The sequence below is a fragment of the Pseudomonas sp. UFMG81 genome, assembly GCF_015354575.1.
Lineage (GTDB): Bacteria > Pseudomonadota > Gammaproteobacteria > Pseudomonadales > Pseudomonadaceae > Aquipseudomonas.
Window position 1 is genome coordinate 169,454 of sequence record NZ_JACAFQ010000002.1, and the last position, 14,730, is coordinate 184,183.

Genomic DNA, 14,730 nt, shown 5'->3' on the forward strand with positions numbered 1-14,730 from the left:
CCGGCCTTTTTTCATGGGTGTGGCTAACGGTCAGAAGTCGTAGCGAACCTTGGCCGAGAATACGTCTGCATCGAAACCCGATTTGCCCACGTAGTCATAGTTGAGCCCGACGGTCACCGCGCCCAGCTTGTAGTCGGCGCCCACGCCGGCCTCGTAGCTGTTGCGCGCGGTGCTGGCGCCGTGGGTCACGAACGGTGTGCTGCCGACCAGGAAGGTCGAGGTGTTCTGGATCTTGTCGGCGGCGAAGTCGTGATAGGTCATCAGCTTGAACTGCGGCTCGAGGGTGCCGGTGCCCAGGGCATAGTGACCTGCCACACGCAGGCCGGCGCCCAGTTCGATGGCTTCGTAGCGCTGGTCTTCGGTCTTCAGCGCCGCGGACGATCCCTTTTCCTTGTAGCTGTCGATGTCGACGCGGTTGTAGCGTGCGGCCAGGCGAGGCTCGACCAGCCACTGCGAGCTGGCTTGCCAGGTATAGCCGGCGACCAGGTTCAACCCCAGCTGGGTGCTGTCGTAGTCGGACTTGGCCCGGGTATTGGCGATGTCGCGCTTGCCCTCGTTGTCATTGAAGCCATAGGTCAGGTTGCCGTCGATGAAGTAGTTGCCCAGTTCATAGCCACCGTACAGGGTGAAGGCATGGCCCTCGACCTCGGTCTTGTCGCCGCCTTTGCCATTGATATCGGTGTCGATGAAGCTGTAGGCCAGCCCCAGGGTCAACTGGTCGTCGAGCTTGCCGTCGGCGCCGACCGCGATGCCGCGGCTGTAGGCGTTGTAGCCCGAGATGCCGTCCCGGCGCTGCTGGGTGGCGTCGCTGTACAGGCTCTGCACCCATACGCCGGTGTCCTGGAGCGTGTCGCCCGAGGCCATGCCGCGCATGCCGCTGGTGCGGTTGAGGGTGATGTTGGTGATCAGGCGCTGGCTGGCGCTGGCGGCCTGGCGGGCGCCATCGCTGACGTCCGGCGCCAGTTGCTCGGCCAGCCTGGCCAGCTGTGCTTCGTCGGCGTGGGAGATGGCGCGCAGCAAAGCGTCGTCCTTGCCCAGGTACGCCAGCAGGCCGGAGCGCGCCAGGGTGTTGAGGGCGCGTTGGTCGTTGTCGCCACCGCCCTGTCGCTGGACCATCTGCTCGATGGCCTGCGCCGACTTGGTGTTGACCTCGATATAGACCTTGTTGGCTTCCAGGGTGCTGCTGCGCACATCAAGCAGGGCCGAGGTGCTGACCACCTTGGGCTTGCCGTTGGGGTCGAGCGCCTGGCCGCTGGCGTCGAGTACCTGGACCTGGCCGGCCTCGAGCAGCAGGTAGCGCCCACCGCCGGGCAGGTAGTCCTCGTTCTCGGGGGACAGGGCGATTCGCGCATCCTGGCCGAACTCGGCAATGCCGCTGACCTTGAGCACCGCCAGGGTGGGGTCGGTTTCTTCGCCCAGGAACAGGCCAAGCGCCGAGTGATCGGCCACCCGCAGGTTGCCTTCGACGACGGTGTGCAGGCTGTTGAGTGTGAAGGTCACCGGCGGCGAGCCGGCGTCGCCGACCTCGATCCAGCCGCCATTGCGCAGGCGAATGTCGGGGCCGCCCTGCTTGAGGAAGGACACCTCGTAGCTGGCGTTGCCTTCCACTTCGATGTTGGCCAGGCCGTCGAGGGTGCCCTGGATGTCGCTGCCTTCGCGCATGATCAGCTCGACCGGGCGATTGCTGGTGGTGGCGTCGATGGCCACCCTGCTGGCCCACAAGGCGCCGCTGTTGAAGATGTTCAGGTTGCCGTTGGCTTTGTATTGCGGCGACAGGCCGGCGCCGTCGTAGGCGACATTGCCGATCTTGATGGCGATGTTGCCGGCGGTGAGATGCCCGCTGTTGACCACCTGCTGGCCCATGCTGTCGACCAGGGTGGCGCCGTCCAGGTTGATGCCGATCGAGTCCTGTGCGCCGATGTTGATCAGGCCGTTGTTGGTGACGCCGGCAAGCGTGCTGCCGGTGGTGGCGTCGATGGCAACTGCGCCGGGGCCCAGTACGCGCAGCTCGCCGTTGTTGATCACTCGGCCCTCGAGGCTGGCGCCTGCCAGGTTGATGCCGCGCCCCTGGTCGCCGTTGACGATGATGCGCGCGCCGTTGGCGTTGATCAGGTCGCCGCGCACGAGGGTGCTGCCGCCGCTGGTGGAGGCCAGGTCGATGCCGTAGCGCGCAGAGGTGTTCTGGGAACTGAAGAAATCGATCCCCGACTGAAGCAGGCCTTCGTTGACCAGGTCGCCATCGATCGTGGTCGCGCTGAGCTTCAGGGCAGTGCCGCCTGGGCTTGTGACCTTGACATCGCCACGCTGGTAGAAATAGCCGCTGAGGTCGCTGTCGGCGATGCGGATACCGTTGGCGCTGCTCGCGGGGTTGATCGAGTTGCCGCTCAGGTCGTTGATCGTGCTGGCGAACGTCAGGTCACCAAGGACCTTGGCGTCGAGCAGGTCGATGGCGGTGTGGCTGATGTCGTTGAAACGGCCGTCGAAGGTCAGGTCGTCGCCGTAGGTCTGGTGCTGGCTGGCGTAGCCGGCATTGGTCAGGGTGATGGTCTGTGGGCCGCTAGCGGCCACCGCGGGCAGCGGGCTGGCGCTGAGGGCCAGGGCGAGGAGGGTCTTGCGAAATATCGGGGCAGGCACGTTTTCGTTCCTTGGAAATCGTCGTGGTAGCGGTGCGCTTCCCTGCGTGACGTAAGGCCTGCGGTCTCCTCCGAGAGCGTTGCTCAGCCACGCCTTTGCGCGGACGGCGATGCTATCCCGGATAGTGGCACATTGATACTTTTGTTTGGCGTCAATTTTTTGGTTTGCCGCTTTTGCCGTCTCTCATTTGCCGCTTTGGCCGTTGCAGGCGGAAGCGCTTTGCCGCTTTTCTGGCAGCGAGCGCGTGGATTGCAGGCGCCGGGCCAGCATTCATGCGGGAATCAGGTTTTGGCACAGCCTTTGCTAAAGCTTTGCCAACGCATCACTGGTCAACCTTCGAAGGTTTCCCCGACATGAGCATCAGCTTCGACAAGGCGCTTGGTATCCACGAAAAGGCATTGAGCTTCCGCGCTCAGCGCGCCGAGGTGCTGGCCAACAACATCGCCAACGCCGACACGCCGAATTACAAGGCGCGTGACATGGACTTCTCGTCGGTGCTCGCCGCCGAGGCGGACAAGCAGCAGAAGGGCCGCTTCGCCCTGGATCGCACCAACAATCGCCACATCGAGGCCGAAGGCCTGGCGATGGCCGACGACACCCTGCAATACCGCACCCCCATGCAGCCGTCGATCGACCAGAACACCGTCGATGCTCAGATGGAGCAGTCGAACTACGCAGAGAACGCCGTCGGCTTCCAGGCCAGCTTCACCCTGCTCAACAGTAAATTCAAAGGGCTGGTATCGGCCCTGCGTGGAGAGTGACCATGTCCCTTGCCAGTGTCTTCAATATCGCCGGTAGCGGCATGAGCGCGCAGAACACCCGCCTCAACACCGTGGCCTCGAACATCGCCAACGCCGAGACCGTCTCCTCGAGCATCGACCAGACCTACCGCGCACGCCACCCGGTATTCGCCACCACCTTCCAGGAGGCGCAGAACGGCGCGGGCCAGTCGCTGTTCGAGGACCAGGGCCAGGCCGGCCAGGGTGTTCAGGTCAAGGGCATCATCGAGGACCAGAGCAACCTCGAGGCGCGCTACGAGCCCAACCACCCGGCGGCGAACAAGGACGGCTACGTCTACTACCCCAACGTCAACGTGGTCGAGGAGATGGCTGACATGATCTCCGCCAGCCGCGCGTTCCAGACCAACGCCGAGTTGATGAACACCGCCAAGACCATGATGCAGAAAGTGCTGACCCTGGGTCAGTGATAAGGAATCCAGACCATGGCAGTCGACAGCACCAGCACGAACCTCAATGACGTCCTGGCCTCGTCCGGGGTCAGCACCGGCACCAAGAAGAACACCACCACCGAAAGCACCGACAAGAACGCCCTGGGCAAGGATGCGTTCCTGCAGTTGCTGGTGACCCAGATGCAGCACCAGAACCCGCTCGATCCCCAGGATAACGGCGAGTTCGTGGCGCAGTTGGCACAGTTCAGCAGCCTCGAGGGTATCCAGACCCTCAACAGTTCGGTCAACTCGATCATCAGTGGCATGGGCTCGTCCCAGGCGCTGCAGGCTTCGTCCCTGGTCGGCCGTTCGGTGATCGTGCAGAACGACAAGGCGGTGGTCGACACCGCCAAGAGCTTCAACGGCCAGGTGGTCGTGCCCCAGGCCATCACCGAGGGCAAGGTCACCATCAAGGACAAGGATGGCAACGTGGTCAAGACCATCCAGCTGGGCGAGCAGAAGGCCGGCAACGCCGACTTCATCTGGGATGGCAAGAACGAGAAGGGTGAAGTGGTTGCTCCGGGTAACTACACCTTCACCGCCACCACCACCGTCGATGGCAAGGCGCAGACGATGTACACGCTGCTGCCGGCGACGGTCAACAGCGTCAGCTTCCAGAACGGCGGCGAGATGATGCTCAACCTTGCCGGCATCGGCAAGATCGGTATCTCCAAAGTACAAACCATCGGAATCTAAGGCCGCTAGGACGGCAGAAGGAGCGAACACATGTCTTTCAATATCGGCCTTAGCGGCCTCTACGCGGCCAACAAGCAACTCGACGTCACCGGCAACAACATCGCCAACGTCAACACCACCGGCTTCAAGTCGTCGCGCGCCGAGTTCGCCGACGTCTATGCCGGCGCCAACCGTCTGGGCGTGGGCAAGAACCAGGTCGGCAACGGTGTGCGCACCGCCGCGGTCTCGCAGCAGTTCGCCCAGGGCGACATCAACAACACCGGCAACGTGCTGGACATGGGTATCCAGGGCCAGGGCTACTTCGTCCTGTCGGATAACGGCTCGCTGAGCTACACCCGTGCCGGTGCCTTCCAGACCAACAAGGACAACTTCGTCGTCACCTCCGATGGCCTGCGCATGCAAGGTTACGCTGCCGATGCCAACGGCAACATCATCAAGGGTGTGATGACCGACCTGAAGATCGACACCTCGGCGCTGGCGCCGAAGTCGACCACCCTGGTCGATCAGGGCATCAACCTGAACTCCTCGGCCGCCGATATCCCGCTGCAGGTCTCCAACGGCGCGACGCCGCCGGTGATGGTGCCGAACAAGCCGTTCGACCCGGCTGACCAGACCACCTACACCAAGTCGTTCCCGACCAAGGTGTACGACAGTCAGGGTAACGAGCACACCATGGAACAGTTCTACCGCAAGACCGGTCAGAACCAGTGGACCATGTACACCCTGGTCGATGGGCGCAACCCTCTGGACCCCGCCAGCACCACCCCGCTGACCGGCACCATGAGCTTCAATGCCGACGGCAGCATCAAGACCATGGCCACTGACAACACCAGCGTGCCGGCGGCCAACTGGAGCGTGACCAACAACACCTTCAGTCTGGTCGGCTGGGTGCCGGCGGCCAAGAACGCAGCGGGTACCTGGGCTGCCAACGGCTCGGCCGGCAACGCCGCCGGCATGCGCCTGTCGATGAACAGCACCACCTCGTACAGCACCGAAACCGCGCGCATGTCGCAGTCCCAGGATGGCTATGCCACCGGCATCCTGTCGAGCCTGTCGATCGACTCCAACGGTGTGATGTTCGCCAGCTTCAGCAACCAGCAGTCCCGCGCCATTGGCCAGGTGGCCATTGCCAGCTTCGCCAACGAGCAGGGCCTGCAGCAGGTCGGTGGTACGCGCTGGAAGGAAACCTTCGCCTCCGGTATCCCGGGCATCGACACGCCGAAGACCGGCACCCTGGGTTCGGTCGAGTCGAACTCGCTGGAAGCCTCCAACGTCAACCTCACCCAGGAGCTGGTCGAGCTGATCAAGGCGCAGAGCTACTACCAGGCCAACGCCAAGACCATCTCCACCGAAAGCACCATCATGCAGACCGTGATCCAGATGACCTGATGGTCGTTGGTGGGTGATGCATTGACGAACCCCTTGCTTGCAAGGGGTTCGTCGTCTTCGAGGAGTGCAATCGTGAAGAAGTTGATCGTTGCTGTTGCCGCTGCGTTCTGTTTGTTACAGGCGCAGGCCGCCATGGCGCCCTGGTGGCGCTGGGAGAGCCAGGCCGATGGGCGCCTGGTGTGCTCGCAGTGGTCGCCGGGGGAGGGCTGGCGGCGGTTTGCCGGGCCTTTCAACAATGCCGGGTGTCGCGAGCTGTAAGGGCTTGCCGCCTGCGGCAAACAGGCGCCGGATAACCGGCGTCGGCTGCCCTCGATGCTTCGCCAAGGGCCCGTATTTACGGGCTTTTTGTTGATTTTCAAAAGTTGGTTCGGAACTTGCTTTAGAGCCTGCATAGCCACGGCGACCGGCAAACGGCCGCCAGTGCAGCGGAGGATGACTGTGGACAAGATGCTTTACGTGGCCATGACCGGTGCCAGCCAGAACGCGCTGGCGCAGAAGGCCCATGCCAACAACCTGGCGAACGTTTCCACCAACGGTTTCCAGCGCGACCTGGAGCAGGCGCGCTCGATGCCGGTGTTCGGTGACAGCTTTCCGGCGCGGGCCTTCGCCATGAGCGAGCGGCCGGCCACCGACTTCAGCGCAGGCCCCCTGGTCGAGACCGGGCGCGAGCTGGACGTGGCGGTCACCGGTGATGGCTTCATCGCCGTGCAGGCGCCCGATGGCAGCGAAGCCTACGTGCGCACCGGCAGCCTGAACATTGACGCGCTCGGTGTGCTGCGCGCCGGCAACGGCATGCCGGTCATGGGCAATGGCGGCCCGATCGCCGTTCCACCCGAGCAGAAGGTCGAGGTGGGCGACGACGGCACCATCAGCATCCGCGCCATGGGCGAGGACCCGCGGGTCATGGCCGAGGTGGACCGGATCAAGCTGGTCAACCCCGACATCAAGACCATGACCAAAGGCACCGACGGGCTGATCCACACCAAGAGCGGCCAGCCGGCCGACGCCGATGTCAACGTGCGCGTGGTATCGGGCTTCCTGCAAGGCAGCAACGTCAATGCCGTCGAGGAAATGACCTCGGTGCTGGCGCTGTCCCGGCAGTTCGAGTTGCACGTCAAGATGATGAAAGCGGCCGAGGAAGGCGATCAAGCCATGGCTCGGGTTTTGCAAATCGGCTAATCACATTTGAACGGGTGCCGTAAAACAGGCGCACGAGGAGAACACTAAATGCTTCCGGCTCTTTGGGTCGCTAAAACCGGCCTGTCCGCCCAGGACACCAACCTGACGGTCATCTCCAACAACCTGGCCAACGTCTCGACCACCGGCTTCAAGCGTGATCGCGCCGAGTTCCAGGACCTGCTGTACCAGATCAAACGCCAGCCAGGTGCCCAGTCGACCCAGGACAGCGAGCTGCCGTCCGGCCTGCAGGTCGGTACCGGTGTGCGCATCGTCGGCACCCAGAAGAACTTCCAGACCGGCAGCCTGCAGACCACCGAGAACCCGCTGGACATGGCGGTCAACGGCCGTGGCTTCTTCCAGGTACTGCAACCGGACGGCACCGTGTCGTACACCCGCGACGGCACCTTCCACCTGAACTCCGACGGCCAGATCGTCACCGCCAACGGTTTTGCCCTGGAACCGGCGATCGTCGTGCCGCCGGAAGCGCAGAGCTTCACCGTCGGCCAGGACGGCACCGTGTCGATCACCACCGCCGGCAACCCGGCCGCGCAGGTCATCGGCAACATCCAGACCGCCGACTTCATCAACCCGGCCGGTTTGCAGGCGATTGGCGGCAACCTGTTCCTCGAGACCGCTGCCAGCGGCGCGCCGCAGATCGGCACCCCGGGCCTGAACGGTTTCGGCCCCACCCTGCAGCAGACCCTGGAAAACTCCAACGTCAGCACCGTGGAAGAGCTGGTCAACATGATCACCACCCAGCGCGCCTACGAGATGAACTCCAAAGTCATCTCCGCAGCCGACAAGATGCTGTCGTTCGTCACCCAGCAGCTGTAAGCCCTGATGGCCCGCCTGGCGGGCCATTGTTCATCCGCTCGCTGTTGCAGCGCCTGTTACACCGTGAGGTAAGCGTCATGAATCGTCTGTTGTCCGTTTTCGCCCTTGGGGGGGCGGTGTTGCTGGCCGGTTGCGTCGCGCCGACGCCCAAGCCAAACGACCCGTACTACGCGCCGGTCCTGCCGCGCACCCCGTTGCCGGCGGCGGCCAACAACGGCTCGATCTACCAGGCCGGTTTCGAGCAGAACCTGTACAGCGACCGCAAGGCGTTCCGGGTGGGTGACATCATCACCATCACCCTCAACGAGCGCACCTCGGCGAGCAAGAATGCAGGCTCGCAGATCCAGAAGAACAGCAAGGCCGACATTGGCTTGACCTCGCTGTTCGGCACCACCCCGAACACCAACAACCCGTTCGGTAGCGGTGACCTGTCGCTCGAAGCAGGCTACAGCGGCGACCGCACCACCAAGGGCGACAGCAAGGCCACCCAGGGAAACACCCTGACCGGCTCGATCACCGTCACCGTCGCCGAAGTGCTGCCCAACGGCATCATCGCCGTGCGCGGCGAGAAGTGGATGACCCTGAACACCGGCGAAGAGCTGGTGCGCATCGCCGGCATGATCCGCGCCGACGACATCGCCACCGACAACACCGTGCCGTCCACTCGCGTGGCCGACGCGCGCATCACCTATTCGGGCACCGGCTCGTTCGCCGATGCCAGCCAGCCCGGTTGGCTGGACCGCTTCTTCATCAGCCCGCTCTGGCCCTTCTGAGTACGGATGACCATGTTCAACGCTAGGCGGTTGATTGCCGCGACTCTTCTCCTGACCTGCGCGTTCGGCGCTCACGCCGAGCGCCTGAAGGATATCGCCAGCATTTCCGGCGTGCGCTCCAACCAGCTGATCGGCTACGGTCTGGTGGTGGGCCTGAACGGCACGGGTGACCAGACCACCCAGACCCCGTTCACCCTGCAGACCTTCAACAACATGCTGTCGCAGTTCGGTATCAAGGTACCGCCAGGCTCGGGCAACGTGCAGCTGAAGAACGTCGCTGCGGTGTCGGTGCACGCCGACCTGCCGGCCTTCGCCAAGCCCGGCCAGGTGGTCGACATCACGGTGTCGTCGATCGGTAACTCCAAGAGCCTGCGCGGTGGCAGCCTGCTGATGACCCCGCTCAAGGGTATCGACGGCAACGTCTACGCCGTCGCACAGGGTAACCTGGTGGTCGGTGGCTTCGATGCCGAGGGCCGCGACGGTTCGAAGATCACCGTCAACGTGCCGTCGGCCGGGCGTATCCCCGGCGGTGCGTCCGTCGAGCGCGCGGTACCAAGCGGCTTCAACCAGGGCAACAGCCTCACGCTCAACCTCAACCGCCCCGACTTCACCACTGCCAAACGCATCGTCGACAAGGTCAACGACCTGCTCGGCCCGGGCGTGGCACAAGCTGTCGATGGCGGTTCGGTACGGGTCACCGCGCCCATGGACCCCAGCCAGCGCGTGGACTACCTGGCGATTCTGGAAAACCTCGAGATCGACCCGGGCCAGGCCGTGGCCAAGGTCATCATCAATTCGCGTACCGGCACCATCGTCATTGGCCAGAACGTCAAGGTGTCGCCAGCGGCGGTCACCCACGGCAGCCTGACCGTGACCATCACCGAAGACCCGATCGTCAGCCAGCCGGGGCCGTTCTCCAATGGCCAGACCGCCGTGGTGCCGCGCTCGCGGGTTGACGCCCAGCAGGAAGCCAAGCCGATGTTCAAGTTCGGTCCCGGCACCACGCTGGATGAGATCGTCCGTGCGGTCAACCAGGTCGGCGCGGCGCCGAGCGACCTGATGGCCATCCTCGAAGCCCTGAAGCAGGCCGGCGCGTTGCAGGCCGACCTGATCGTGATCTGAGGACGGCTGGCATGAATTCGAAGAGCCTGGTCTCCGGGCACGCCGACAGCGGCGCCTACACCGACCTCAACCGCCTGAGCTCGCTCAAGCACGGCGATCGCGACAGCGACGCCAACGTGCGCAAGGTGGCCCGGGAGTTCGAGTCGCTGTTCATCAGCGAGATGCTCAAGGCGTCACGCAAGGCCACCGATGTGATGGCCGACGAAGACAGCCCGATGAACAGCGACACGGTCAAGCAGTACCGCGACATGTACGACCAGCAGCTGGCGGTGAGCATGTCCCGCGAGGGCGGTGGTATCGGCCTGCAGGACGTGCTGGTACGCCAGCTGTCGAAGAACAAGGCCGCGCACCCCAACACCAGCCCGTTCCCGCGCGGCGACGGGCCTGGTCCTGCGCTGTGGGCGTCGAAGGTCGCCGAGCCGGTGCGCACCACTGAAGCCGCGGGCACGCGCAATGACATGGCCGCGCTCAACTCGCGCCGCCTGGCCCTGCCTGGCAAGCTCACCGACCGCCTGCTGGCCGGTATCGTGCCGTCCGCTGCTACCGCCAACACCGCGGCGTTGCCCAACCGTGTCGACATTCCCCAAGGGGGCGTGGCCGCCGGTGACTGGCAACCGGCCAAGACGTACGCGGCGCCCACCCGCGAGTTGCAGATACTCGGTCGCGCCCAGCCGCCGCTGGCGCCGAAGAAAGCCTTCGCCGACAGCGATGCCTTCGTCGCCACCATGCTGCCGATGGCCGAGCAGGCCGCCAAGCGCATCGGCATCGACCCGCGCTATCTGGTGGCCCAGGCCGCCCTGGAAACCGGCTGGGGCAAGTCGGTCATGCGCAACACCGACGGCAGCAGCAGCCACAACCTGTTCGGCATCAAGGCCAGCGGCAACTGGCAGGGTGGCGAGGCGCGGGCAATCACCAGCGAATTCCGCGATGGCCAGTTCGTCAAGGAGACGGCGGCGTTCCGTTCCTACGACAGCTACCAGGACAGTTTCCACGACCTGGTCAGCCTGTTGCAGAACAACGCGCGCTATCAAGATGCGGTGAAGGCTGCCGATAAACCAGAACAGTTTGTGCGGGAACTGCAAAAGGCCGGGTACGCCACCGACCCGAACTACGCCAGCAAGATCTCGCAGATCGCAAAGCAGATGAAGTCGGAACAGAGCTACGCAATGCTCGGGACCACCACGACACTTTAAGGGCACGGAACCATGGCGAGTTTGATCAATATCGGTATGTCGGGCCTGGGCGCCGCCCAGTCCGGGATGTACACCCTGGGTAACAACATCGCCAACGCCGATGTGGAAAGTTACTCTCGCCAGCAGATCGTGCAGAAGACCAAGGGTGGCCAACAGACCGGCCAGGTGTTCATCGGCACCGGCACCACGCTGGCCGACGTGCGCCGGGTGTACAACTCGTACCTCGAGAACCAGCTGCGCACCACGACGTCGCTGTCCAGCGATGCCAGCTCGTATCTCAACCAGATCAACCCGCTGGACAAGGCCCTGTACGGCGCCGACACCGGCATCACCGCCGCGCTCAAGAGCTTCTTCAGCGCCATGCAGGATGCCTCTGCCAAGCCGACCGAAGATGCCTCGCGCCAACTGCTGCTGACCAGTGCCCAGGCCCTGGCCCAGCGCTTCAACTCGCTGTCGGCGCAGATGAACCAGCAGAACAGCGACATCAATACCAACATGAAGTCGATGGCCGACCAGGTGAACAAGCTCACCGCGACCATCGCCGAGTACAACCAGCAGATCGTCAAGATGACGGCGATCACCGGCAAGCCGAACGACCTGCTCGACCAGCGTGACGGCGCGGTGCGCGAGCTGAACAAGCTGATCGGCGTGGATGTGGTGGAGCGCGAAGGCAATTACGACATCTACCTCAAGAACGGCCAGTCGCTGGTGCTGGGCAACACCACCCAAACCCTGGAAACCGGGCCGAACCCCAGCGACCCGACGCGCTTGAACCTGATCCTCAACCGCGGCAGCACCAAGATGGACATCACCAGCTCCGCCAGCGGTGGTGAGCTGGGCGGCCTGATCCGCTACCGCAATGACACCCTCGACCCTGCCCTCAACGAGCTGGGGCGCGTGGCGCTGGTGGTGGCCGATGCCATCAACAGCCAGCTGGCCCAGGGCATCGACAAGAACGGTGAGTTCGGCGCGCTGCTGTTCGGCGACATCAACAGCGCCGCCAACATCAGCCAGCGCAGCGTACCGAAGCTGGGCAACAGCGCCGGCTCGGGTAACCTCGACGTGACCATCAAGGACACCGGCAAGCTGTCGACCAGCGACTACCAGGTGACCTTCACCAGTGCCACTGGCTACAACGTGCGCAAGCTGCCCGACGGCACCGACATGGGTACCTTCGACCTCAGCACCAACCCGCCACCGGTCATCGACGGTTTCACCCTTGCGCTCAATGGCGGTGCCATGAGTGCCGGTGACAGCTTCAAGATCACCCCGACGCGCAACGCCGCGGCCAATATCGACTCGACGCTCACCGACCCCAAGCGCCTGGCGTTCGCCGCCCCGCTGACCGCGGTCAGTGGTTCGGGCAACAAGGGCACCGGGCAGATCACCCAGCCGACCCTGACCTCCGAGCTGGACATCTACAACGCCGCCCAGCGTACCGACCTGCAGAACGGCCTGAAGTACTCCACGCCGGTCAAGCTGGTGTTCGGTGACGACAGCGTCTCGCCGCAGGGCTACACGCTGTACGACTCCAAGGGCAACTCCATTGGCACCGGCACCATCGTCCCGGGCCAGAGCAACAAGCTGCAGCTGTCCGTACCGATGGTCGATGGCAGCGGCGCCCCGATCATGGATGGCGCCACGCAGAAGAAATTCACCTTCGAGATGGACATCACCGGCGCCCCCAAGACCGGCGACAACTACACCGTGTCGCTGACCAAGTCGGGTTCGGCGGACAACCGCAACGCCCAGTCCACCATCGACCTGCAAACCAAGGGCACCGTCGAGGTGGGCGCCGATGGCAAGGGCATCAGCATGACCGATGCCTACGCCAAGCTGGTGTCGAACGTCGGCGGCAAGGCCGCCCAGGCGAGCATGGACAGCGACGCCACCAATGCCCTGCAAAAGTCTGCACTGGAGAGCCGCGATGCGGTATCGGGGGTGTCGATCGACGAAGAGACCGGCAACCTGATCAAGTTCCAGCAGTACTACACGGCGTCGTCGCAGATCATCAAGGCGGCCCAGGAAACCTTCGCCACCTTGATCAACAGCCTTTAAGGAGCGCTAGCCCGTGCGTATTTCCACTTCGCAGTTCTACAACAGCGCCAGCAGCGACTACCAGCGCACCTTCTCCAACCTGAACCGCACCCGCGAGCAGTCCAGCGACGGCATCCGCGTGCGCACCGCTGCCGACGATCCGGTCGGCGCGGCGCGCCTGCTGCAACTCGAGCAGCAGCAGAACATGCTCAAACAGTACGGCGACAACGTCACCAACGTGCGCAACGCCCTGGGCAACACCGAAAGCACCCTGAACTCCATCGGTGCCATCCTGCAGCGGGTCAACGAACTGGCGGTCAGCTCCGGCAACGCCAGCTTCACCGACGCCGACCGCAAGGCCAACGCTGCCGAACTGTCGTCGCTGGAAGACCAGCTGTTCTCGCTGATGAACAGCAAGGACGAGAACGGCAAGTACCTGTTCTCCGGCTCCAAGGGCGACACCCAGCCCTACGTGCGCAACGCTGACGGCAGCTACAGCTACCAGGGCGACCAGACCCAGCTCAAGCTGCAGGTCGGTGACATGCTCAGCCTGGCCGCCAACGAAACCGGCTACGACGCATTCGAGCAGGCGCTGAACACCAGCCGCAGCCAGACCCGCCTGACCGCCCCGGCGGTGGACGATGGCCGTGTCAGCCTGTCCAATGGCCAGGTGTCCGGCAGCGTCGCCTACAACGACAAGTTCCGCAGTGGTGAGCCGTACAGCGTCGAGTTCACCAGCAGCACCCAGTTCAAGATCCTCGATGCCGGCGGCAACGACGTGACCCTGGAAGCGACTCAAGGCGGCACCTTCGACCCGAAAGGCGACAACACCAGCATCAGCTTCCGCGGTGTCGACCTGCGCCTGAAGATCAGCCTTCAGCCGGGCGATGCAGCCAACCCTGACGCGGCCATCGCCGGCCACAGCTTTTCGCTGGCTTCCAAGCCTGACGATATCGCTGGCAGCCGCAGCCCGGGCAACACCTCGTCGACCCAGGTCAACGGTGCCACCATCACCAACCAGACCGCTTACAACGCGGCCTTCCCAGGCGGCGGTGCGGTGCTCAAGTTCACCAGTGCCACCGATTTCGAGCTGTACGCGGCGCCGATCACCGACAACAGCCGACCGGTGTCCACTGGCACGCTGGCCGGCACCACCGCCACTGCGGCGGGGGTGAGCTTCGACTTGTCGGGCGCACCGAACGCAGGTGACTCGTTCGCCATCAAGGTCGACACCCACCAGACCCAGAACGTGCTCGATACCATCAGCCAGTTCCGCGCTGCGCTGAGCACGCCGGTAGACAAGGACCCGGTGGCGCGCCAGAACTTCCTGTCATCGCTGGATGCGGCGGTGGGCAACATCGCCAGCGCCACCAACCAGGTGACATCGTCGATCAGCTCCATCGGTGGCCGTGGTCAGGCCTTGGATATACAGGCCGAAACCAACGACGCGCTGAATACCGAGAACACCAAGACCCAGAGTTCGATCCGTGAAGTCGATCCGGCAACCGTAATGCTGCGTCTGCAGATGCAGACCAACATGCTGCAAGCTTCGCTGCAGTCCTACGCCAAGATTGCCGGCCTGTCGCTGGTCAACTACATCTGACCCTGCCTCCCGCGTTACCCTCCGTGCGCCTGCCCCCCGGGC

13 protein-coding genes are annotated in these 14,730 nt (G+C 64.0%); 12 read left to right on the forward strand and 1 reads right to left on the reverse strand.

All coding sequences use genetic code 11. The features are described from left to right. Positions 1-30 precede the first annotated feature (30 nt). Positions 31-2,634, reverse strand: coding sequence for an autotransporter outer membrane beta-barrel domain-containing protein (locus tag IX761_RS02605; protein WP_323744554.1), 2,604 nt, complete (start codon positions 2,632-2,634; stop codon positions 31-33). Between the two features lie 353 nt (positions 2,635-2,987). Between IX761_RS02605 and flgB the strand changes: the two genes are divergently transcribed. From flgB to IX761_RS02665, 12 genes are all read left to right on the forward strand, one after another. Further along, positions 2,988-3,395, forward strand: a complete 408-nt coding sequence (gene flgB / locus IX761_RS02610) for a flagellar basal body rod protein FlgB (protein WP_194787988.1) — start codon at positions 2,988-2,990, stop codon at positions 3,393-3,395. Positions 3,396-3,397: 2 nt separating this feature from the next. Beyond that, the gene (gene flgC, locus IX761_RS02615) at positions 3,398-3,841 is read left to right on the forward strand and encodes a flagellar basal body rod protein FlgC (RefSeq protein WP_194787989.1); all 444 of its coding nucleotides are present in this window, start codon (positions 3,398-3,400) and stop codon (positions 3,839-3,841) included. Between the two features lie 15 nt (positions 3,842-3,856). Then, positions 3,857-4,558: a flagellar hook assembly protein FlgD gene (gene flgD / locus IX761_RS02620; protein WP_194787990.1), complete on the forward strand. Its 702-nt coding sequence runs from the start codon at positions 3,857-3,859 to the stop codon at positions 4,556-4,558. A 30-nt stretch (positions 4,559-4,588) separates the two neighbouring features. Further along, the gene (gene flgE, locus IX761_RS02625) at positions 4,589-5,947 is read left to right on the forward strand and encodes a flagellar hook protein FlgE (protein WP_194787991.1); all 1,359 of its coding nucleotides are present in this window, start codon (positions 4,589-4,591) and stop codon (positions 5,945-5,947) included. A gap of 72 nt (positions 5,948-6,019) precedes the next feature. After that, the gene (locus tag IX761_RS02630) at positions 6,020-6,205 is read left to right on the forward strand and encodes a hypothetical protein (RefSeq protein ID WP_194787992.1); all 186 of its coding nucleotides are present in this window, start codon (positions 6,020-6,022) and stop codon (positions 6,203-6,205) included. Positions 6,206-6,385: 180 nt separating this feature from the next. Beyond that, positions 6,386-7,126 carry a flagellar basal-body rod protein FlgF gene (flgF, locus tag IX761_RS02635; protein ID WP_194787993.1) on the forward strand — a complete coding sequence of 247 codons (741 nt, stop codon included), beginning with the start codon at positions 6,386-6,388 and terminating at the stop codon, positions 7,124-7,126. 48 nt (positions 7,127-7,174) lie between these two features. Then, positions 7,175-7,960 carry a flagellar basal-body rod protein FlgG gene (gene flgG, locus IX761_RS02640; protein ID WP_194787994.1) on the forward strand — a complete coding sequence of 262 codons (786 nt, stop codon included), beginning with the start codon at positions 7,175-7,177 and terminating at the stop codon, positions 7,958-7,960. 77 nt (positions 7,961-8,037) lie between these two features. Continuing rightward, on the forward strand, positions 8,038-8,733 hold the full coding sequence (flgH, locus tag IX761_RS02645; RefSeq protein WP_194787995.1) for a flagellar basal body L-ring protein FlgH: 696 nt from the start codon (positions 8,038-8,040) through the stop codon (positions 8,731-8,733). 12 nt (positions 8,734-8,745) lie between these two features. Next, a complete protein-coding gene (locus tag IX761_RS02650; protein WP_416366755.1) occupies positions 8,746-9,855 on the forward strand; it encodes a flagellar basal body P-ring protein FlgI in 1,110 nt (369 codons plus the stop codon). Between the two features lie 11 nt (positions 9,856-9,866). Further along, complete coding sequence (gene flgJ, locus IX761_RS02655; protein ID WP_194787997.1) at positions 9,867-11,048, forward strand: flagellar assembly peptidoglycan hydrolase FlgJ; 1,182 nt, start codon at positions 9,867-9,869, stop codon at positions 11,046-11,048. 12 nt (positions 11,049-11,060) lie between these two features. Continuing rightward, the gene (flgK, locus tag IX761_RS02660; RefSeq protein ID WP_194787998.1) at positions 11,061-13,106 is read left to right on the forward strand and encodes a flagellar hook-associated protein FlgK; all 2,046 of its coding nucleotides are present in this window, start codon (positions 11,061-11,063) and stop codon (positions 13,104-13,106) included. A gap of 13 nt (positions 13,107-13,119) precedes the next feature. After that, positions 13,120-14,688, forward strand: a complete 1,569-nt coding sequence (locus IX761_RS02665) for a flagellar hook-associated protein 3 (RefSeq protein ID WP_194787999.1) — start codon at positions 13,120-13,122, stop codon at positions 14,686-14,688. Positions 14,689-14,730: the final 42 nt, after the last annotated feature.